We start from the raw sequence: 18,807 nt of genomic DNA on the forward strand, positions 1-18,807 counted from the left end.
ACTCGCCCCGATGGGGGAGGTCCGTTAAGAGGGGGTTCGTTTTCTGTGTTAGAGTATGTCATGGTGTGATGCTCATGCCATGTACTATTTTGAATGAGGGGCCTGGAACTGACTGATCTCGTACTTCGGGCGAGTGACATCGCCAAATCCTTTGGTGGCAGCCCAATTCTTAAGGGAATTTCGCTTAATGTAGAGCGAGGAGAGCTGATTTCCATTATCGGTCCATCGGGCTGTGGGAAATCAACCTTTTTGCGCTGCTTGAATTTTCTTGAGCATCCGGATGTTGGGTCTGTTCATATTGAAGATGTCGCGGTGTCATGCTCAGGCGGTCACTGGACCAGAGCGCATGAAGCGCAAGCCCATAAATTGCGCCAGCATGTCGGTATGGTTTTTCAGTCGTTCAACTTATTTCCACATCGTACGGTGCTGGATAACGTGATGATGGCCCCGATCCATGTGAAGCGTGTGCCTGCGGCCGAGGCTGAGGCTGTTGCACGTGAATTGCTGACGAAAGTTGGCTTAGAGCATGTGATGGAGCGTTTTCCGGATAGTTTGTCTGGTGGACAAAAGCAGCGTGCGGCGATTGCACGGGCGTTGGCCATGAAACCATCTGTTATGTTGTATGATGAGCCGACCTCCGCTTTGGACCCAGAATTGTCCGAAGAAGTGCTGACAGTGATGCGTGCGCTGGATGAGGAAGGAATGACCCAATTGGTGGTCACGCATGATATGCGGTTTGCGCAGGCGGCTTCTGACCGGGTGTTGTATTTTGAGGGGGGGGAGATCGTGGAAAGTGGCGATCCGGACCTGATGTTTGCCGATCCGCGAGACGGGCGGACGCGGCGTTTCTTGCGGACGCTGCTCGGATGAAACGTTTTCTCTCCTTAATATGTGCGTGTTTGGTCGGGGTATCGGTTTTGGCGCCGGCTTCAGCGCGCGCCGCGTCGAGCAATGTGCCGGGTGCTTTGAACGCAACGGATTTGCCGTGGGCCTCTGATGGGGAGGCAAACGTACCCTACACTTTTCACGATCCGGCGGAAGAATCCCGCATTACGGGCTTTGAATATGACCTCGTGGCGGCTCTGGGCGAGCATATGGGGCTAAAGTCCCGGTTTGTTCAAAATGACTGGGATGGGTTAATCCCCGGCCTATCGCGTGGGCTTTATGCGATGGTGGTGGATGGAATTGAGATGACGCCGGAGCATAAGGCGGCGGTTCTCTTTTCTCACCCTTATTACATTACGAGTAACCGTATCATTGTCCGGAAAGAGATGAAGGATCCACCTTTGACGGTGGATGCTTTGCAGGGGCGTACGGTTGGGACCATCAAAGAGACATCGGCAGAACGGATTTTGCGGCGTGATGGTCATGTCAAAATTCGTTCGTATGTTGAAGAGACAAATGCGTTTGCTGACCTGAAGAATGGGCGGCTGGATGCTATTTTGCTTGATGAGCCGATTGCGCTTTATTACGGCAGTATCTCTCAGGACATGCAGATTGTTGGGAAGCCAATTGGCCATACGTCTTATGGTATTGCGTTCCGGCATGGTGAAGAAAAACTGTGTGGCCGTGTCGATGCCGCGTTAGCTGACCTTACTCAAGACGGCACTTTGCATCGGATTTTGGCGAAGTGGAATCTATGGACGCCCGCTATGGCGGATTACACGGGCGATCACACGCAGCCGGATATCGCGCCGACGGAATGGCAGCGTTATCGTGATGCAATGGACGCGACGACCGGCCGTGGTTGGGGTGCTCTTGCGAAGCGTTATATTGGCTTCCTACCGCTGATTGGGCGTGCCGCATTGATGACGCTGGCGGTTTCAGCTCTGGCGATGGTGTTGGCTGTGGCGTTGGGTGTGAGCTTAGCGTTGGCGCGGCATTATGGTGGTTGGGTACTACGCACGACGGCCGGGCTGTATGTTGAGATCATTCGCGGCACACCATTGCTGATTCAGGTGTTATTTATTTTTTATGGTTTGCCGATTTTTGGTATCCGGCTCTCTCCGTTCGTGGCGGGTGTTTTGTCTCTGGGGCTGAACTATGCCGCATATGAAGCGGAGAATTATCGTGCGGGTCTGTTGTCTGTGCCTAAGGGGCAGTCAGAAGCGGCGGTGGCCTTGAACATGACGCAGCTACAGGCGCTGCGTTTGGTTGTGGTCCCGCAGGCTTTTCGAACGGTTGTGCCGGTCATGACGAATGATTTTATTTCGTTATTGAAGGACAGTTCCTTGGTGTCGGTTATTACGCTGAGTGAGTTGAGCCAAGCTTACGTGCGGCTTTCGGCTACGTATTATGACTATTTTGGTACCGGACTGATGGTTGGCGCAGCGTATTTGCTGCTGGGTCTGCCTTTTGTCCGTTTGGCGCGTATGGCTGAGCGGAGAATGGGGCGGAGTATGGGCGGCGCGGGACGGCCTCATTAATGAGCGCGAATGCGACGCGTCTTTTTTAGCCGCCTCGTCGACTTGGGCTAGCTGGATCATTGAGGGCTGCTGGAGCAATATCTGCTGTAGTCAAATTTTGCGCGAAGCCAGTCAGGAGAAGATTGGTCCATGTTTTCGCCCAGCTATTCGTGTCACTGACAAATTGCTTGGCTTGTGGGAATTTAGAAAGATTTTCTTTGGTCCATGCCAGTGGGGGCGCGACAACTTGATTTGTCTGTGGGTCAAGTGGAGCGATGAGTGTGATGATATTTTCGGCTTCAATGTTTTGTGTGCCGGGGACGGGGGCTACGTGAAACCACCCAATACTGAGCATGAGGGGGGGGATGGGGTAGGCCAGTGTGCGTAAGCGATCAAAGGCAGCTTGATCAAACGGGGTGGTGCTGACGGAGGCATTGCTGAGTATTGCGTTTGAGGTGAAGGTACATTCTTCGACGGCGAGGCCAGACGGTGCGGGCTTTTCGCTAATATGCGCGTAGTAGTTGCGGTCATCATGGCATGGTGTGTCGAAGCCTATGACAGCGGTGGCTGGTACTGGGACCTGTGTTGCGCGGGCGACGATGATGCCTGTGATGACGCCACGATCCATGCGTGCCAAAAATTGTTCGGAGAGTTCGCCGCGTGGGCCGCTTTGGGCGGTGAGGATCGGGTGCCAATCTCCGGCTGGTAAAGGGATGGTGTGTCCTGCGATACGAATGGCACCGTGTTGTGTGATGTTGGGGTCAGGTGCGCCGACTTTGTCGTTATCAGCGACGGGTTGGGCAGAAGAATCGGTCTTGTCGGTGGAGGGTAACGTGGGCGCATGGCCGGGGAGCCAAGGGGCGTGGCGTTTCACGGAGGCAGTTGGAAAAAAAGCTGTTAATCCGGCGGATGCTCCGCCGAGGAGAAGAGCTGTGCGCCAGAGGGGGGCGCGTTTCCAAAGGCGGGTGAAAGCGGTCACGGGGATCTCATCTTATAAAAGAGTGCTGTGCATGCAGATCATGGCCCGCTTGGAAGCGGGTAAGGAGTGATGATCGGGGTAAGTGGTTAGGGGTGTTGTGCGGAGGAGCGGGCGAGTTGTAGGTCAGAATCGCGGCTGATCTCTGCGGTCACGCCTTGTTCATGACTGGTGAGCCGGACCATTTTGGCGCCTTGTTGACGTGCGACGATCAGGCTTTCGCTGATCATATCTTCAATAGAGCGCACGAGGTCACGGGCGCTGGCGCCGGTACCCAAATTTTTCTGTTTTTGTAGAAGTTGGAACAGCAATGCGGGGTCAATGCCACCTGTCTCTACATGCAGGCCGTAGCTTTCGATCATAGTTTCAATTTCGAGTGCGGCGACACGTGCGAGGTCAAGGCCGTGTAGGGCGCGGAAGACGAAAATTCGGTCAAGGCGGTTCAGAACTTCAGGGGCGAATCCGGCGCGTTTGAGAGCTTCAACGGATTCTGCGCGCATTCGGTCGGGTTCATTCTCAAAACGCTCGGCAATGTCTGTCAGGGCATCAGTGGCGATGTTGGAGGTGAGAATGAAGATAGCGCGGGTGGTGGAAATCTGTTCGCCGGTTGAGGCTTCGGTGATGTGGCCATCATTCCATGCGGTCAGAAATTTTTTGAAGACATCAGGGTGTGCTTTTTCAATTTCGTCCAAAAGAACGACCGCGTCAGGTGTATTTTTGAGGCCGCCTGTGAGGGTGCCAAACGTATCCGACCCGACATAGCCCCGTGGGGAGCCGAAGAGGAGCGTGGCTGCGTGTGGGCTCGACATTTGCGTCATGTCGTAATGCTGTAAGGGGCGTTCTGTTTGTTTGGCGATTTGTTTGGCGAGGTAAGTCTTGCCTGTGCCTGGTGGCCCTGCGAGGAGAAAGACTCCGACGGGTTTCCCACGGACTTGCAGGGCTAAGCGGCGGCGTAACTGTTGGGCAATATCCTCACAGACCCGGTCTTGTCCGATAACGCGTGCGCGTAGAGAGGCGGCGAGTTCTTCAGCGTCTATAACGGTTTCACGCTGTTCGCGTGCCATCATTTCTTCGAGGGCTCCGCGATTGGTGAGGCGGCTGAGGATGTCCATAAGAAAGCCTTTCCTGCGACGAAGGCCTTTTCGGGCCAGTGACTCGGCAGATGTTTCATAAAGAAGGCCCGCAATGGCCATGAGCGTACCCAGTCCCGCGATGAAGGGGAAGGCAGGGCGCAGCCATTCAAAGGCATGTTCTAGTCCCGCGAGCGACAGGTGGAGCATGACTGCGACCTGTACAACGGCGAGGATTAGAAAGACGGCCATCATCAGAGGCATGGCGCGGTTTAGGGCGGGAATGAGGGAGCGGAACATTTATAAGAGCCTTGTCATTGGACGATAACGCCAAGTTCAATGGCTTGGTTCAGCGCGGTGAAAGAAGGCAGGGCCTGTGGGCCGAGAGCTGTCATGGCGATGATAGACAAAGCGGCATTATGGGGTGGTGTTACGGGGGTGATGGTGACGGCGCCTGCGATTGTGATGGGTAGTAAAACAGGCTGAAAACTACCGGTCAAGACAATGCGCTGTGTGATTCCTGCGCTGGTAACATCAATAATCTGGCCGGGGGTGCCTGCGGCATCTAAGAGGGGGAGTTGTGCGAGGCGCATATCTCCGCGCTGTAAAGCGGCCATAATTTTTGCGCGTGTTGTGGGGTCAAAAGGGGCTTGTGCGAGGGCTTTTGGGGCTTGGTCTAAAGAAAGCATTGCAAGCTGGGACGCCGCTTGGAAGGGGGCGATTTGCGGGGTGGTGTGCGTGTGTGTCGTATCGGGTTGAGCGTGTGTGTAAGCATAAAACCCGCCCCCAAGTGCGAAAACCGAGGCAAGGCATAGTGCGAGAGGGGCAGCGTGTGATGTCTGCTGGGAGCGTGGCTTTTGCAGTTCGGGCTGGGGAGGTGGGTACGATGTCATGGTTATGTCATCTCACCCATCATGGGGCTGGAAAGCAAGCTTTGGGCCTGTAGGGAAATGTAAACTATTCTTTCTGATTATGGCGGGTGGTTTCTTTCGGTGAGTGGCGTGCGCATATATCTAAAGCTTGCGTTTGGGGGCGGGCTGTCTTATTGAAGTTGGTATTCCTTTCATCTTCCGCTCTTTTTTCGGGGGGTGGCCTTTACGGGCCGCCTTTTTTGTTTTGGCAGAACGCGACACTTTTTCTGATGATGCTCCGGCTTACCCGGAGATGCCGCATTTAGGCGGGCTTGAGGCTCGTATTGCGGGGCGGATCGCGCCGACTTTGGCGGATCTTGGGTTCGAACTCGTGCGCCTTTCGGTGCTCGGGCGCGAAACGCCGACTGTGCAAGTTATGGCAGACCGTGCGGATGGTACTCTGATCTCAGTCGAGGACTGTGAGCAGATTAGCCATGCCGTTGGTGCTGTTCTGGACGTGGATGATCCGATTCCCGGCGCGTGGATGCTTGAAGTATCCTCTGCGGGGATTGACCGTCCTTTGACCCGTCTAAAAGACTGGGACCGCTTTTCGGGGCATTTGGTGAAAGCCGAAGTGGATGTGCCGATTGATGGTCGACGTCGTTTCACCGGGGTTGTGATGGGTACGCGCGATGGCGCAGGGCTCATCCGTCTGGATGATGGTGCTGAAGCGGTCTTGCCTTTGGCTGATATTCGCAAAGCCCGTTTGGTGCTGACTGATGCTTTGATTGAAGCAAGTGCAGCGCTGTCTGGTGTGAAGCAAGATCAGGCAGAGGATGGCGAAGAGCGTCGTGTGCCGAAGCTAAATGCAGGTAAGCCGGGCAAAAAAGGCTCTGGCAAAAAAGCTTTAGGGAAGAACTGAAGATGACCTGTTTCATGCTGGTTGGAGGTCCTAAGTAATGGACACATCTGTGAGCCGTCCCGAATTGCTTTTGGTGGCGGATGCGGTCTCTCGCGAGAAAAATATTGATCGTGATGAGGTGCTGGAGGCAATGGAGCAGGCCATCCAGAAGGCTGGTCGCGCCAAATATGGCCATGAAAAAGATATTCGCGCGACGATTGATCGCAAGACGGGCGAAGTTCGTTTGAGCCGTTGGACCGAAGTGGTCGAAGAGGTGGAAAACGAAGATACGCAGATTCCGGTGCATATCGCACGTAAATTTCAGCCTGAAATTAACGTCGGTGAGCATTTGGTTGATCCGCTGCCGCCGATCGATTTTGGCCGTATTGCTGCGCAAACAGCGAAGCAAGTTATCGTTCAGCGTGTGCGTGAATATGAGCGTAAACGTCAGTACGATGAGTTCAAGGATCGTGTAGGCGAAGTCGTTAACGGTACGGTTAAGCGTACGGAATACGGCAACCTTATGGTTGAGATCGGTAGCACGGAGGCTTTGTTGCGCCGTGATGAGTTGATCCCACGTGAAGCGTTCCGTAATTCTGAGCGTGTCCGTGCTTACATCTATGATGTACGTGATGAGACGCGTGGTCCGCAGATTTTCCTGTCGCGTACGCATCCGGCTTTCTTGGCGAAATTATTTGCTCAGGAAGTGCCTGAAATTTACGATGGCATCATCGAAATTAAGGCTGTGGCCCGTGATCCGGGTTCGCGCGCTAAGATGGCGGTGATTTCACGTGATGCGGCGATTGACCCGGTCGGTGCTTGCGTTGGTATGCGTGGTTCACGTGTGCAGGCGGTGGTTGCTGAACTCCAAGGCGAAAAAATCGACATTATTCCGTGGAGCCCAGAAGCGGCAACATTCGTTGTCAATGCTCTGGCACCTGCGGAAGTCAGCAAAGTCGTGATGGACGAAGAAGCTGGGCGCGTTGAAGTTGTGGTGCCGGATGAGCAGTTGTCTTTGGCAATTGGTCGTCGTGGTCAGAACGTGCGCTTGGCTAGCCAGTTAACGCGCTGGGATATTGATATTTTGACGGAAGCGGAAGAATCCGAGCGCCGTCAGGAAGAGTTCCGTAAGCGTACTAACCTCTTCGTTGAGTCGCTTGATGTTGATGATGTGATTGCTGGTCTTCTGGTGACAGAAGGGTATCACACCATTGAAGAATTGGCTTACGCTGAGCCTGCAGATTTGCATGATATCGAAGGTTTCGATGAGAGTGTTGCTGAAGAGCTGATGGATCGTGCCAATGATTATCTGGCCAGCAAGGAGCAGGCGCTTGATGATAAGCGTAAAGCCCTTGGCGTGACGGATCAGGTGGTTGATTTAGGCGTATTCACGAACCAAATGCTGGTTACGCTCGGTGAAAAGGGTGTGAAGACATTGGATGATCTCGGGGATCTGGCCGGTGATGAACTGGTTGAAATTCTCGGGGGCGATTCGATGGATGAAGAGACGGCTAATGAAGTGATCATGGCGGCTCGTGCTCACTGGTTTGAGGACGAATCCTCAGAAAGTGAAGCACCGTCTCATAATGAAACGCATGAGGAGTCGGGCGACGTCTGAGTTATCCGATACTGATGGCACTGCCCTTGACCGTGATGAAGACGGTGGCGATGTTTCTCTAGAAAAAGGCGGTAAAAAGCCTATTTCTGAGCGACGTTGCCTCGTTACACGGGAGGTGAAAAGCTCTGCAACGATGATACGTTTCGTTGTGGGGCCTGGTCAGCAGGTGTTCCCCGATGTGGCGGGGCGCCTACCTGGGCGAGGAATGTGGTTGAGTGCGCGGCGGGATGTGATAGACAGCCCACGCATACGACAGGCATTCGCCCGGGCGGCCAAAGCCCAGGTTGTTGTCCCTGAAGGGTTGGCTGATCTTGTGGAAGCAGGGTTGGTTCGCCGTATGGCTGATGTCGTCAGTTTGGCGCGTCGGGCGGGGCAGGCGGTCTGTGGTTTTCAAAAGTGCCGGGAATGGTTGATTTCTGGCAAAGCAGCGCTGGTCGTTCGGTCGCAGACGGGTAGTCCCGATGAGTGTGCCCGACTGATGTCGGGGCGGCGTGATATACCGATGGTTGTGGTCCCAGATCGGATCTTAACCTCGGCGTTCGGACGGGAACGGGCGGTCTATGTTGTGTTGACGCAAGGTGCGTTGGCACAGCGCTTGATCACCGAGCATGAGAGATTTTCGGGGGTAGCGGGTTTGCTGCCTCCAGGCCCTGATGGGGGCAGTGAGGAACAGGCAGAACTATGAGCGACGGCAACGAGCGCAACCAGGACGGAAAGCAGACCCCTACCCAGGGTGGAGAGCAGAATAAATCGGCCCGACTGTCCTTGCGTCCAAATGGACGGAAAGAGGGTGGCCGCACGGTCGGTGCTGGGTCAGTGCGTCAAAGCTTCAGTCATGGCCGCTCCAAAGAGGTGCAGGTCGAAGTGCGCAAACCGAAGCGTCCTTCGGGTGGGCCGGGTGGTTCCGGTCGTGGTGCCCGAGGTGGTGCTGGTGGTCGTGCGTTAACGGCGGCTGAATTGGCAACGCGTCAGCGTGTGCTGGAAGCGCAGCGTAAGGCTGCTGCTGAAGAAGCAGCGCGCCGCGAAGCTGAAAAAATTCAGATTATGTCTGCGGCTGAAGCGCAGCGTAAAGCGGATGAAGAAGCGCGCCTAAACGCAGAACGTGAAGCGGCTGAGGCCAGTGAGCGTCAAGCGCATGCAGATGCGCAAGCGCGTGATGCCGCAGCAGCAGAAGCTGCCAAGGTTGCCGCAGAAGAGGCGGCACAGCGTGCGGCTGAACGTGCAGCAGAAGAAGAGGCGCGTCGTGCTCCTCTGGATCCGCGTGCTCACTCGACCGGTGGTGTGCAGCTTGCGGCGCCGACGGAGCGACTGCGTCCATTGGCTGAGCGTGCGATTATGCCTGCTCGCCCAGTGCAGAAGGCACGTCCTGCGGCACCGGCCTCATCGGGTGGTAACCGTGCGGAAACGCTGCATCTGCGCAATAACAATGCGGCTGCGGCAGCCGCTGGTCCAGAAGAAGAGCGCCGTCCTGTTCGTAAGGGGAATGCGGGTGGCGGTGCGCCAGCGCGCCGTTCTTCGTCACCGTCCTCTTCGCAACAGCGTAAGAGCAGTTCAGGTGGTGCGCGTCGTAGCGGGCGTATTGATGTGCGCGCGGCGATTGAAGGTGATGACGGCAAGACCCGCTCATTGGCTTCTGTACGTCGTCAGCGTGATCGTGAACGTCGTCAGGCTGAGTTGGAGCGTCTGCGTTCTGACCAGGTGCGTGTGGTTCGTGATGTGATCGTGCCAGAAACGATTACGGTTGCTGAACTTGCGAACCGTATGGCCTCCCGTCAGGGTGAAGTCATTAAGGCCCTCATGAAGATGGGTGTGATGGCAACGGCTGCGCAGAGCATTGATGCGGATACGGCGGAGCTGGTGGTTGAAGAATTCGGCCATCGTGTGAAGCGTGTGTCTGAGAGCGATGTGGAAATCGGCATTGAAGGTGTTGAGGATCGCGCAGAAGATCTGGCACCGCGTGCGCCGGTTGTGACCATCATGGGTCACGTTGACCACGGTAAGACATCCTTGCTGGATGCGCTGCGTACGACCGACGTGGCTGCTGGTGAAGCGGGCGGTATTACGCAGCATATCGGCGCGTATCAGGTTCAGGTGCCATCTGGTAAGAAGATTACCTTCTTGGATACACCGGGCCATGAAGCGTTTACGTCAATGCGTGCACGTGGTGCGTCTGTCACGGATATTGTCGTGCTGGTGGTTGCGGCTGATGATGGCGTGATGCCGCAGACGATTGAAGCGATTAAGCATGCGAAAGCAGCCAATGCGCCGTTGATCGTGGCGATCAATAAAATTGATAAGCCGGGTGCTAACCCTGACCGTGTTCGCCAAGAGTTGCTGAGCCATGAAATTGTGGTTGAAGCAATGAGTGGTGACACGCAGGATGTTGAAGTCTCTGCGCTGAAGCGTACGGGCTTGGATAAGCTTGAAGAAGCGATCCTGCTGCAAGCTGAGATGCTCGACCTCAAGGCGAACCCGAAGCGTATTGCTGAAGGTGCAGTGATTGAGAGCCGTCTGGATCGTGGCCGTGGCCCTGTTGCATCTGTCTTGGTGCAGAAGGGTACTCTGAAGCGTGGTGATATTGTTGTTGCTGGCGCTGAGTGGGGACGTGTTCGTGCGGTTCTGGATGATCGTGGTCGCCAGTTGAAAGAGGCAGGTCCGTCTGTGCCAGTAGAAGTGCTGGGCCTGACGGGGGTGCCGGGTGCTGGTGAAGCGTTTGTCGTCGTTGAGAACGATACCCGCGCTCGTGAAATCAGTGAGTTCCGTCAGCGGAAGATCAAAGAGAAGTCAGCTGCGGCACAGGTTGCGGCGCGTGGTACTCTGGATCAGATGTTGGCGCGTATTCAGGCTGGCGTGCAGAAGGAAGTTGCACTGCTGATCAAGGCGGACGTGCAGGGTTCTGCTGAAGCGATTGCCGCGACGGTGCAGAAGCTGGCGCATGAAGAAGTTGCGGTACGTGTTCTGAACGCAAGTGTGGGTCAGATTACGGAAAGTGACATTCAGCTTGCGAAAGCCTCGAATGCTGTGATTGTGGCGTTTAACGTCCGTGCAACAACGCAAGCGCGTGAATTGGCGCAGCGTGAGAGCGTGGATATCCGCTACTACTCAATTATTTATCAGGTTGCTGATGATGTTGAGCAGTTGGTTAAGGGTAAGGTTGCGCCGAAGCATCGTGAAAAGTTCTTGGGTTATGCGGAGATCCGTCAGGTCTTCAATATTACCAAGACAGGCAAGGTTGCTGGTTGCTATGTTACCGAAGGTCAGGTCAAGCGTGGCTGTGGCGTCCGCTTGCTGCGTGAGAACGTTGTGATCCATGAAGGTGATCTCAGCCAGCTCAAGCGCTTCAAGGATGACGTCAAGGAAGTGGCGCGTGGTTATGAGTGCGGTCTTTCCTTCGCTGGTTTCAATGACCTGCGTGAAGGCGATGTCGTCGAATGCTATGAAATGGAAGTGATCCCAGCTTGAGTTCACGTCATGACATAAAGGGGCCTGCTGGCATTGCTGCTGACGGCCCCAGCACACGCCAATTACGGGTGGCGGAAGAAGTGCGGCGCGTTCTTTCGGACGTTTTCGCGCGCACGGAGTTTCGCGACCCTGAGTTGTTTGATGTTCATGTGACCGTGACGGAGGTTCGGATTTCTCCGGACTTCCGCCATGCGACGGCTTTTGTGGCTCGTCTTGGGCGCACGGATATCGATGAAGTTTTGCCGGCACTGAAGCGTTCTGCTCCATTTTTGCGGAAAGCGTTGTCTAAGACTATGCGTTTGCGCATTGTGCCAGAAGTGCATTTCCAGCCGGATACGGCGCTGGATAATGCGATGGAACTCGATCAGATTCTGCGCTCTCCAGAAGTGCGCCGTGATCTGGACTGAGAGTAGGTTAAAACATGTCCAAGCGACGTGGACGTGATATTGATGGGTGGCTCATTCTAGATAAGCCACTCGGCCCGACCTCTACCGATATGGTGAATCGCCTACGTTGGGGGTTCGGGGCACGTAAGGCAGGTCATGGGGGGACGTTGGACCCTTTGGCCTCCGGTATTCTCCCAATTGCTTTTGGTAAGGCAACGCGGACGATTCCCTACATTATGGATGCGACGAAGTGTTATAGCTTCACGCTGCATTTGGGAGAGAGTCGTACCACGGATGATCGTGAGGGTGAGGTGTTGGCGACCTCTGATCATCGGCCGACGGATGACGCGATTCGTGCAGTATTACCTGCTTTGACAGGGAATGTGATGCAGGTCCCTCCCGTCTTTTCTGCGCTGCGCGTTCAGGGGCGGCGTGCTTATGACATGGCACGCGAAGGGCGGCCACCTGATTTGCCGCCACGGCCAGCGCGTATTGATTCTGTGCGTTTGGTAGGCCGCCCGGATGCGGATACGGCATTGTTTGAAGTGCAGTCTGGTAAGGGGGTGTATATGCGTTCTCTTGCGCGGGATATTGCGCTGGCTTGCGGCACGGTAGGGCATATTTCGGTGTTGCGCCGGACGCGCTGTGGGCCGTTTGATTTGAGCCATGCGCGTAAGTTTGATGAGATAGCACTGGACAAACCGGCCGAAACTGTGGACAACGCCGATGCTCTTCCGGTTCCTTTGCTGGAGGCGGCGACCGCGCTGGTCGACATCCCGGCGCTGGCCGTTACCGCAGCAGAGGGAAAGATGCTGGTTTGGGGTCAATCACTTGATCCTATGACTCTGACGCATCCTATGCCGGCTCAGTTGCAAGAGAGTGATCTTTTGTGGCGCGCGATGATCGGAGAGCACGTGCTTGGTCTTTGTCAGATCCGTGATGGACGGCTGAGAGCGGTGCGTATGCTAGAAAATCACGAATTTTTTGGAGAACACGATGTCGATTACTGCTGAACGCCGCACGGCGCTTATCGCTGAATACCGTCAAAGCGAAACCGATACGGGTTCGCCAGAAGTGCAAGTTGCACTGCTGACGGAACGTATTGTTAACCTGACTGAGCACCTGAAGACCCATAAGAAGGACTTCCACTCACGTCGTGGTTTGTTGATGCTGGTTGGTCAGCGTCGTAGCATGCTGGACTATCTGAAGCGTAAGAATCAGGCTCGTTACCAAGCTGTGATTCAGCGCCTCGGCCTGCGTCGCTAATTATGCAAGGGCTGGATTGTTCTGTTACAATCCAGCCCGTTGTGCCATCCGGACCCTCGGCGGTGCGGGTGCGCGACCGGCGTTTCAGGCCACATGGTGTCGTGCCAGACGACTCTGCCACCACCGCCATGCCGTCCGAAACGCTGCTCCGCCACCAGCCGGTCGTCCAGACGATGGTATTGATCCTTGAGACAGGAGAACGAAATGTTCGATTACTTCCGTAAGGAAATTGAGTGGGCAGGCCGCCCGCTAATCCTTGAAACCGGCAAGATTGCCCGTCAGGCTGATGGCGCTGTCATGGTGACGTATGGCGACACGGTTGTGTTATGTACGGCTGTTGGCGCGAAAAGCGTGAACCCAGGGCAAGATTTCTTCCCTCTCACGGTGAACTATCAAGAAAAAGCTTACGCTGCAGGTAAGATCCCGGGTGGGTTCTTTAAGCGCGAAGGCCGTCCGTCAGAAGCAGAAGTGCTGACGGCTCGTTTGATCGATCGTCCGATTCGTCCGCTGTTCCCGGATAATTTCCGTAATGAAGTTCAGATCACGGCGACGGTTCTGAGCCATGATATAGAAAATGACCCAGCATTGGTTGCGATGATCGGTTGTTCGGCAGCACTGACGCTGTCTGGTATTCCGTTCTTCGGGCCGATTGCAGCAGCGCGTGTGGGTTTGCTGGATGGCAAGCTGGTCGTGAACCCAGCATTGGCGGATATGAAGCACAGCACGCTGGACCTGATGGTGGCCGGTACGTCTGAAGGCGTGCTGATGGTTGAGTCAGAAGCAAGCGAGCTCTCAGAAGAACTGATGCTGGAAGCTGTGACACTCGGTCACACGTCATTCCAAGCTGTGATCGATGCGATCATTGATCTGGCTGAGCATGCTGCGAAGGCACCTTGGGATCTGCCAGCGCCGAGCAAGGAAGAAATTGCTCTGCGTAAGCGCGTTGATAAGGTTGGCACCAAGCTGATCGCGGAAGCGTACAAGGAACGCGTAAAGCAAGCGCGTTACCAGAAGGTGGCGGAAGCGAAAGAGCGCATCAATGAAGTGCTGGAAGAAGAAGGGCACGATCTGTCGATCGCTAAACCGCTTCTGAAGGAACTGGAAGCGCATGTTGTACGTGGTTCCATTCTGAAGACCGGTCAGCGTATTGATGGCCGTGATCTGAAGACGGTTCGCCCGATCCTCTCCGAAGTTGGCATTCTGCCGCGTGCGCATGGTTCATCACTCTTTACGCGTGGTGAAACACAAGCGCTCGTGGTTGCGACGCTGGGTACGGGGCAGGATGAGCAGGTGATTGACGCCCTAGAAGGCGAATATCGTTCAAACTTCATGCTGCATTATAACTTCCCTCCTTACTCGGTCGGTGAGTGTGGCCGTATGGGGAGCCCGGGCCGCCGTGAAATTGGCCATGGTAAGTTGGCATGGCGTGCGTTGCACCCATTGCTGCCGACTAAGGAGCAATTCCCATACACGATGCGCGTTGTTTCTGAGATCACGGAAAGCAATGGCTCATCGTCCATGGCAACCGTTTGTGGTTCCTCACTGGCGCTGATGGATGCGGGTGTACCGCTGCCACGTCCGGTTGCGGGTATTGCAATGGGCCTGATCAAGGAAGAGCGTGGCTTTGCTGTTCTGTCCGACATTTTGGGTGATGAAGATCACCTCGGGGACATGGATTTCAAGGTTGCGGGTACGTCTGAAGGTGTGACCGCACTGCAGATGGACATTAAAATTACGTCCATCACCCCAGAGATCATGAAGATCGCTCTGGAGCAGGCACGTGAAGGCCGTGTTCATATCCTTGGTGAGATGGCGAAAGCTCTGACGGAAGGTCGTACAGACGTTTCCACGAATGCGCCGAAGATCACGACGATGAACATTGCTCAAGAAAAGATCCGTGATGTGATCGGTTCTGGCGGTAAGGTTATTCGTGAGATCGTTGAGTTCTCAGGTGCTAAGGTTGATATCAATGATGACGGTGTCATCACGATTGCTGCGGCGAATGACAAACAGGCACAAAAAGCAATTTCTCGTATTGAAGGAATTGTTGCAGAGCCAGAAATCGGCCGTATCTATGACGGTAAGGTTGTAAAGACGGCTGACTTCGGTGCGTTTGTGAACTTCCTTGGTCCGCGTGATGGCTTGGTTCATATTTCTGAACTGGCGCAAGGCCGTGTTGCGAAAACGACTGATGTTGTGAAGCAAGGCGATGCTGTGAAGGTTATGGTTGTTGGTTTTGATGATCGCGGCAAGGTTAAGTTGTCTATGCGGGTTGTCGATCAGCAAACTGGTGCCGATATCACGGAAAGTGTTGGTGCGAAGCCAGGACGTCCGCCCCGCCGTGACGCTGAATAAGCTGCGTTTCGGCTGATGTTATGGGGGGCGGGGAAGTGAACCCCGCTCCCGTTTTTTTGTGTATCGGAGACATTGAGTCCCCATGAAGTCGATTGATACCCTCCGCTTTGGTGGCCAAGACGTTTTACCCTTGGTCGAGGGAGGCAAGGGCGTAGCCGTATCGACCGGTGTTTCTGCAGGGCATTGGGCTGCTGCAGGTGGCATTGGCACTCTCTCTGCTGTGAATGCAGACAGCTATGATGAGCAGGGTAACCCTATCCCTCAGGTGTATCATGCGCGGACACGTCGTGAGCGTCAGCATGAATTGATCCGTTACGGGATCGAGGGGGGTATTGCTCAGGCGAAAATTGCTCATGAAATTTCCGGCGGGAAGGGGCGTATTCACGCCAACATTCTGTGGGAAATGGGTGGTGCTGAAGACGTCATCACGGGCATTTTAGAAGCCGTACCGGGTTTGATCCACGGTGTGACATGTGGTGCGGGTATGCCGTATCGTTTGTCAGACATCGCCGCGAAGTTTAACATTCCATATTATCCTATTGTTTCTTCAGGGCGTGCTTTTAACGCGCTGTGGCGTCGGTCATTCAGCAAAACATCTGAGTTGCTGGGTGGTGTGGTTTATGAGGATCCATGGCGTGCTGGTGGTCATAATGGTCTTTCCAATACGGAAGATCCATTGTGCCCAGAAGATCCTCTGCCGCGCGTCATTGAACTGCGTAAGGTGATGCGCCGCTATGGTCTGGATGAGACGCCGATCATTATGGCTGGCGGTGTTTGGCATTTGGAAGAATGGGAACACTGGATTGGCAACCCCGAGGTTGGCCCGGTTGCTTTCCAGTTTGGCACACGCCCGCTTTTGACGCAGGAAAGCCCTATTCCTGAAGCTTGGAAGCGCCGTCTGCAAAACCTGAAAGAGGGTGATGTTTATCTCAATCGCTTCTCACCAACAGGTTTCTATTCTTCTGCTGTGAATAATAGCTTCATGCAGGATTTGCGTGCGCGTTCGGAGCGTCAGGTCTCTATTCGTAGCAGTGCAGATGACGCGCATGACACGGTTTATGCGATGGGTGCACGCCGTCGTGAGATGTTCGTCTCAGCGGATGATCGTGCTAAGATTGCAGCGTGGGAAGAGGCTGGCTTTACGAAGGCACTGCCAACACCGGATGATACTGTGGTGTTTGTCACGCCAGAGGACGCGCGGACTATTCTTGCGGATCAAGCAGCCTGTATGGGCTGTTTGTCTGCTTGCCGTTTCTCTAATTGGCTACAGCGTGAACCTTTTACGAATGGTCAAAAGGCTGATCCACGTTCTTTCTGTATTCAGAAGACGTTGCAGACGATTGCGCATACAGCCAATGATGAACATGCGGATGAGGTTGTTGATAACAATCTGATGTTCGGTGGTACATCGGCTTGGCGCTTTGGTTCGGACCCGTTCTATGCGAATGGTTTTGTGCCGACGGTTGGGCAATTGGTTGAGCGTATTCTAACAGGTAAATAACACGATGAAATGGAGGGATGGGGTTCAAAAACCAGCGTTTACGCGCACCAGTCCCTTCATGGCGCTTTCCCATTGGTTAGCGCAGCATTCCGTTCCCCTTAGTCCTGAGCAAATTGCGCCGACTGAGGGAGGGCGTGCTGCTGTGGCGACGGTCACGGCACTTTTCCCAGCATTATATTGGCATGATGCAACGCTGGTCTGGGCGTCCTTTGTTGCGTTTTGGAGCTGTCTGTTAGAGCCGGGCGGTACACGACGTGAAGAACTGCGCATTTTGGGCGGTTTGACGGTGGTGGGGGCTGCTCTAGCTGGGGCCACGGTGTGGGTTGCGGCGGGGCCTTTATGGGTGGTGTTATTGTGGCTGGCTTTGGCCGGTATAGGCGTTGGGCTAGGACGCGTTTTTTCTGCGACGACGGCTCTGCTTTGTGCCCTTTTAGGGTGCACCATGGCTGCTGGTGTTGGCTTCCCGACACATGATCCGTTAGTCGCACTAAAAGTTGTGGCGGCGTACCTGTCAGGCGGTGTGTGGGCCATGGTGTTGTGTCTTGTTTTGTGGCCATTGCACCCCTATGCGCCGGCAAGACGCGCTGTTGCACAATGTTACCGTCTATTGACGGTGATGACAGGAGAAATGGCCGCAGGGCGCTTACGTGAGACGCTGCATCGACAAACGGTGCGTACGGCTATTGAACGTGCGCGAGCGGTCACCCTACAGATTGATTCCGGGCATGGGAGTGCGGTGCTTCGGGGGCGTTTAATTGCGTCTTTGACCGGGGCTGAGCGTTTATTTACGGCGATGCTGGCCGTGGAGCATTTGGCGCAGAAGCGTGGCATGGATTTTGAAGCGCGGGGCATTTTGGCCGCGTTTTCAGCGCTATGCCAAGAAGCGAGTGAGCATGTGATTGCTCCTGTGCCGGAATGGGCTGTTTTGGAGCAGCATGCCTATGATTTGGCGCGTAATGTACGAACAGAAAGCGGGCCGATTGCAGCATTGGTGGCTTCGAGCGCGCGGACATTGGCGACGATTTCACGTGGTCTTTTGCGTGATGTGCATGCGCCTTTCGAAACGGAGACTGTGCGGGCGGAGCACCGGTTAACGCGTGTGCATTGGCGGCATGCATTTCGGTTGGCTGTGGCGTTGGTTATGACGCATTTGGCTACGTTTTGGTTAGGGTTAGAATACGGCTTTTGGGCACTGGTTGCCGTTGTGTTGGTGGTGCAACCTTCGGGTCATACGACACTGATACGTGCCGTGGAGCGTGTGTTGGGTACGATTGGTGGTGGAGCATTAGTGCTTTTAGCGCGGCCGTTTTTGCCTGCTGCACCTGAAATGATGGCTGCGGATGCGCTGTTCGTGGTTGCGGCAATTGCGATGCGGGCCGTGAATTATACGATGCTTGTCTTATTTTTGACGGCTCAATTTATTGTGGTGACGGAAATGATCATGCCTGCGCATGGAGTGGCGTGGTTACGTATTGTGGATAATACGTTGGGCAGTGTGGTGGGTGTGGTTTGTGCCTTCCTCGTATTTCCGCAGCACCAAGCACAAGATATGAGTGGGTTGTTACGTCAGTCCTTGATTAGTAATTTTCGTTATCTTGCTTCGGTTTTGGATGAGAAGTCTGACATTGTTGTGGATCGCTTCCAGCGGCAGGCTGGCGTTGCGACGACGCGTGCGGAATTTGCGCGGGGTGCTTTGCCCTTGTTAGGCGGAATGTCTTTTGTCGGGCAGAAGTATGAGGCGGCGCATGCTTTGTTACGGGAAATACGCTTGTTAAGTGGTGAGGTTACTTTGCTGCGCTTTGATATTGCGGCGGGACTTTGCAGTGGAAATGCTGCATTGGCGGCGTATTGGACGCAAAAGGCGGATGCTCTGACGGAAGGGGCGTCCTTGGCTCCTGTGACCGCAGAGTTAGAGACCGGCCGTGTGACGGCGGCTTTGGCGGCGCGTGAGTGGAGTGGTGCCGCGTAATGCGTTGTGTGTTGGTAAAGCACGCCTGAATGGCGCACGGCTTGTGA

15 protein-coding genes are annotated in these 18,807 nt (G+C 54.9%); 12 read left to right on the forward strand and 3 right to left on the reverse strand.

Translation table 11 applies throughout. The features are described from left to right. The first annotated feature begins 93 nt into the window (after window positions 1-93). On the forward strand, window positions 94-870 hold the full coding sequence (locus tag NTH01S_RS03250) for an amino acid ABC transporter ATP-binding protein (protein WP_068169392.1): 777 nt from the start codon (window positions 94-96) through the stop codon (window positions 868-870). Further along, a complete protein-coding gene (locus NTH01S_RS03255; protein ID WP_068169397.1) occupies window positions 867-2,426 on the forward strand; it encodes an ABC transporter substrate-binding protein/permease in 1,560 nt (519 codons plus the stop codon). Before NTH01S_RS03250 ends, NTH01S_RS03255 begins: the two co-directional genes overlap by 4 nt. Before the next feature lie 25 nt (window positions 2,427-2,451). Here NTH01S_RS03255 and NTH01S_RS03260 read toward each other — a convergent pair whose 3' ends face one another. The 3 genes from NTH01S_RS03260 to NTH01S_RS03270 all read right to left on the reverse strand — a co-directional run bounded on the left by NTH01S_RS03260 (window position 2,452) and on the right by NTH01S_RS03270 (window position 5,344). Continuing rightward, on the reverse strand, window positions 2,452-3,384 hold the full coding sequence (locus NTH01S_RS03260; protein WP_068169400.1) for a hypothetical protein: 933 nt from the start codon (window positions 3,382-3,384) through the stop codon (window positions 2,452-2,454). A gap of 86 nt (window positions 3,385-3,470) precedes the next feature. Further along, the gene (locus tag NTH01S_RS03265) at window positions 3,471-4,751 is read right to left on the reverse strand and encodes an AAA family ATPase (protein ID WP_068169403.1); all 1,281 of its coding nucleotides are present in this window, start codon (window positions 4,749-4,751) and stop codon (window positions 3,471-3,473) included. Between the two features lie 14 nt (window positions 4,752-4,765). Beyond that, on the reverse strand, window positions 4,766-5,344 hold the full coding sequence (locus NTH01S_RS03270; protein WP_068169407.1) for a hypothetical protein: 579 nt from the start codon (window positions 5,342-5,344) through the stop codon (window positions 4,766-4,768). A 271-nt stretch (window positions 5,345-5,615) separates the two neighbouring features. Between NTH01S_RS03270 and rimP the strand changes: the two genes are divergently transcribed. From rimP to NTH01S_RS03320, 10 genes are all read left to right on the forward strand, one after another. After that, window positions 5,616-6,224, forward strand: a complete 609-nt coding sequence (gene rimP / locus NTH01S_RS03275; protein ID WP_157070853.1) for a ribosome maturation factor RimP — start codon at window positions 5,616-5,618, stop codon at window positions 6,222-6,224. Window positions 6,225-6,261: 37 nt separating this feature from the next. Beyond that, window positions 6,262-7,821, forward strand: a complete 1,560-nt coding sequence (nusA, locus tag NTH01S_RS03280) for a transcription termination factor NusA (protein ID WP_068169410.1) — start codon at window positions 6,262-6,264, stop codon at window positions 7,819-7,821. Further along, window positions 7,790-8,506 (forward strand): RNA-binding protein, encoded by a 717-nt coding sequence (locus tag NTH01S_RS03285; RefSeq protein WP_245642097.1) that lies wholly within the window; start codon window positions 7,790-7,792, stop codon window positions 8,504-8,506. Before nusA ends, NTH01S_RS03285 begins: the two co-directional genes overlap by 32 nt. Next, a complete protein-coding gene (gene infB, locus NTH01S_RS03290) occupies window positions 8,503-11,283 on the forward strand; it encodes a translation initiation factor IF-2 (protein WP_068169413.1) in 2,781 nt (926 codons plus the stop codon). Before NTH01S_RS03285 ends, infB begins: the two co-directional genes overlap by 4 nt. 14 nt (window positions 11,284-11,297) lie before the next feature. Then, window positions 11,298-11,690: a 30S ribosome-binding factor RbfA gene (gene rbfA / locus NTH01S_RS03295; RefSeq protein WP_068169574.1), complete on the forward strand. Its 393-nt coding sequence runs from the start codon at window positions 11,298-11,300 to the stop codon at window positions 11,688-11,690. Between the two features lie 14 nt (window positions 11,691-11,704). After that, the gene (gene truB, locus NTH01S_RS03300) at window positions 11,705-12,682 is read left to right on the forward strand and encodes a tRNA pseudouridine(55) synthase TruB (RefSeq protein ID WP_068169417.1); all 978 of its coding nucleotides are present in this window, start codon (window positions 11,705-11,707) and stop codon (window positions 12,680-12,682) included. After that, window positions 12,666-12,935 (forward strand): 30S ribosomal protein S15, encoded by a 270-nt coding sequence (rpsO, locus tag NTH01S_RS03305; RefSeq protein WP_068169420.1) that lies wholly within the window; start codon window positions 12,666-12,668, stop codon window positions 12,933-12,935. The genes truB and rpsO overlap by 17 nt, the downstream gene beginning before the upstream one ends. Window positions 12,936-13,139: 204 nt before the next feature. After that, window positions 13,140-15,290, forward strand: a complete 2,151-nt coding sequence (pnp, locus tag NTH01S_RS03310; protein ID WP_068169423.1) for a polyribonucleotide nucleotidyltransferase — start codon at window positions 13,140-13,142, stop codon at window positions 15,288-15,290. A gap of 82 nt (window positions 15,291-15,372) precedes the next feature. Further along, entirely contained in the window at window positions 15,373-16,791 is a 1,419-nt protein-coding gene (locus tag NTH01S_RS03315) for an NAD(P)H-dependent flavin oxidoreductase (protein ID WP_068169425.1), read from the forward strand. A 58-nt stretch (window positions 16,792-16,849) separates the two neighbouring features. Next, complete coding sequence (locus NTH01S_RS03320; RefSeq protein ID WP_245642099.1) at window positions 16,850-18,760, forward strand: FUSC family protein; 1,911 nt, start codon at window positions 16,850-16,852, stop codon at window positions 18,758-18,760. The last annotated feature ends 47 nt before the right edge of the window (window positions 18,761-18,807 follow it).

The sequence above is a fragment of the Neokomagataea thailandica NBRC 106555 genome (assembly GCF_001598495.1).
In the GTDB taxonomy this organism is placed as follows: Bacteria; Pseudomonadota; Alphaproteobacteria; order Acetobacterales; family Acetobacteraceae; genus Gluconobacter; species Gluconobacter thailandicus_A.

Excerpts from the sequence above, each read along its gene's own strand:
- rpsO (WP_068169420.1), top strand. The coding sequence starts at position 12,666 with ATGTCGATTACTGCTGAACGCCGCACGGCGCTTATCGCTGAATACCGT.
- truB (WP_068169417.1), top strand. The coding sequence starts at position 11,705 with ATGTCCAAGCGACGTGGACGTGATATTGATGGGTGGCTCATTCTAGAT.
- NTH01S_RS03315 (WP_068169425.1), top strand. The coding sequence starts at position 15,373 with ATGAAGTCGATTGATACCCTCCGCTTTGGTGGCCAAGACGTTTTACCC.
- NTH01S_RS03265 (WP_068169403.1), bottom strand. The coding sequence starts at position 4,751 with ATGTTCCGCTCCCTCATTCCCGCCCTAAACCGCGCCATGCCTCTGATG.
- pnp (WP_068169423.1), top strand. The coding sequence starts at position 13,140 with ATGTTCGATTACTTCCGTAAGGAAATTGAGTGGGCAGGCCGCCCGCTA.
- NTH01S_RS03255 (WP_068169397.1), top strand. The coding sequence starts at position 867 with ATGAAACGTTTTCTCTCCTTAATATGTGCGTGTTTGGTCGGGGTATCG.
- NTH01S_RS03320 (WP_245642099.1), top strand. The coding sequence starts at position 16,850 with ATGGCGCTTTCCCATTGGTTAGCGCAGCATTCCGTTCCCCTTAGTCCT.
- NTH01S_RS03270 (WP_068169407.1), bottom strand. The coding sequence starts at position 5,344 with ATGACATCGTACCCACCTCCCCAGCCCGAACTGCAAAAGCCACGCTCC.
- NTH01S_RS03250 (WP_068169392.1), top strand. The coding sequence starts at position 94 with ATGAGGGGCCTGGAACTGACTGATCTCGTACTTCGGGCGAGTGACATC.
- nusA (WP_068169410.1), top strand. The coding sequence starts at position 6,262 with ATGGACACATCTGTGAGCCGTCCCGAATTGCTTTTGGTGGCGGATGCG.
- NTH01S_RS03285 (WP_245642097.1), top strand. The coding sequence starts at position 7,790 with ATGAAACGCATGAGGAGTCGGGCGACGTCTGAGTTATCCGATACTGAT.
- rimP (WP_157070853.1), top strand. The coding sequence starts at position 5,616 with ATGCCGCATTTAGGCGGGCTTGAGGCTCGTATTGCGGGGCGGATCGCG.
- infB (WP_068169413.1), top strand. The coding sequence starts at position 8,503 with ATGAGCGACGGCAACGAGCGCAACCAGGACGGAAAGCAGACCCCTACC.